Annotated in this window: 2 protein-coding genes; both read right to left on the bottom strand. The window is 71.4% G+C overall.

The features are described 5' to 3' along the window. On the bottom strand, positions 1-555 hold a 555-nt coding region (locus tag H5J33_RS34280), incomplete at its 3' end, for a quercetin 2,3-dioxygenase (protein ID WP_181798563.1). A 94-nt stretch (positions 556-649) separates the two neighbouring features. Continuing rightward, positions 650-1,694 (bottom strand): cytochrome P450 (locus tag H5J33_RS34275; protein ID WP_181798562.1); only part of this gene is annotated, 1,045 nt, incomplete at its 5' end.

Below are 1,694 nucleotides of genomic sequence, written 5' to 3'. Positions count from 1 at the left end.
CCCGGCGCGCCACTGGTGGTCGGGGCGGAACCGGACGTCGTACCGCTCGGGCACGGCCCGGAACCTCTCCGGCTCGGGCACGAACGGCCGGGCCGGCAGACCCAGTTCCTCGGCCGGGGTGCCGAGGGACTCGAAGAACCGCTCGAAGGTACCGCCCGGTCCGGCGGCCACGCCCACGACCTGGGAGTGGTGGCGTTCCATGCGGTAGGCGTGCACGCAGTTCTTCGGCACGAAGCCGAAGTCCCCGGGCGTGAGCAGCTTCTCGTGCTGCTCGCCTTCGAGGTCCTCCACGAAGAGCCGTACGGCGCCCTGGGTGATGTAGAAGACCTCGTAGGTGTCCGCGTGCGAGTGGGCGGGGATCACCTCGCCCTTGGGGCCCTCGCAGGTGAAGAAGTTGAAGGTGTTCTCGGTCTGTTCGCCGCCCGCGTAGATCGTGATCAAGTCGCCGAACAGGTGTGCCCGGTCGCCCAGGCCCTTCTCTATGAAGTAGGGCTTCCCCGGCTCCGGAGGGATGAAGGAGCGGGCCCGATAGCGGGTGGCGTATTCGATGGTCATGCGAGGCCTCCGGATCATGCGCTTTCCATGTCAGGCTACCTGACATAGTGGCTGTGGCCCAAGGCCCGGGCTCGGTTTTCCGGTGCGGCGGCCGTCAGCGCGGCCGGACCAGCCGTACCTCCTCCACGCCCAGCAGCCCGAGCAGCGGGACCCGGCCGACCCGCTGACCGGGGTCGACCACCAGCCCGGAACCGCGGACCAGGTCCAGCAGCAGCTCGGCGAGGGGCATGACCATGTGACGGCCCCAGCAGCGCTCCGAGACATGACCGAAGGGCAGGTAGCCGGGGGTGGTGTCGGGGTCGAGGCGGTCCCAGCGCTCGGGGCGGAAGGTGTCCGGGTCGTCCCAGAGGGCGGGGTCGCGGTGGGAGAGCAGCGGCAGCAGCAGGACGTCGTCCCGCTCGCCTATCCGGGCGTCGATGGCCGGGTATTCGGGGGAGGCGTTGCGCAGGATGTTCCACGAGGGCGGCAGCAGTCGCAGGGACTCCAGGATGATGTTCCGGCTGGACGCGCCGTCGTCGAACGGGGCGCCGAGCCAGAGGGCGTTGGCGACGAGGGTGGAGATGGTGAAGCACACGGGGGCCGCGGCCCTGCGGTACATCCCCATGGCGTAGCGCCGCTCCTGATAGCCGTGGGCCCGCGCGGTGCGGTTCGCGAGGCCGGTGAGCCGGGCGTGCGGCCGGGGCCAGCCGGGCAGGGCGGCACCGACGGTGATCACCGACCAGGTGAGTTTGGGGGTGAGTTCGAGGGTGCGGCTCATCAGCATGCGCAGCCGGCGCGGGTCGTGGCCGAGGATGAGGTCGCGCAAGAAGTTGTGCCCGGTCAGCGGCCAGGGGCCGGAGAGGTCCACGTTCCCGGGCAGGGGCCTCGCCAGGGCCTCGCGCACGTCGTTGCCGATGGTGCGGGTGACGGTGGAGGCCTCGGAGCGGCTGATGGACCGCCCGTGCAGCGGTTTGAAGGTGGGCCGCTCGGTCTCGGTCGCCCGGCGCGCGGCCAGGATCCGGTCGGCGACCTCGTGTCCCGCGACCCCGACGGTGTCCGGTTCGAGCCGGAAGACGTCCCGGCCCAGGTGGTCGCCGATGAGCGCGGCGAGCCGCGGGGCGAACACCGTGGTGCGCGCCCGCGCGGTGGATGACGTCGGC

The sequence above is a fragment of the Streptomyces sp. WELS2 genome, assembly GCF_013870595.1.
Taxonomy (GTDB): Bacteria; Actinomycetota; Actinomycetes; order Streptomycetales; family Streptomycetaceae; genus Streptomyces.
This window is presented reverse-complemented; position numbering and strand designations above follow the sequence as displayed.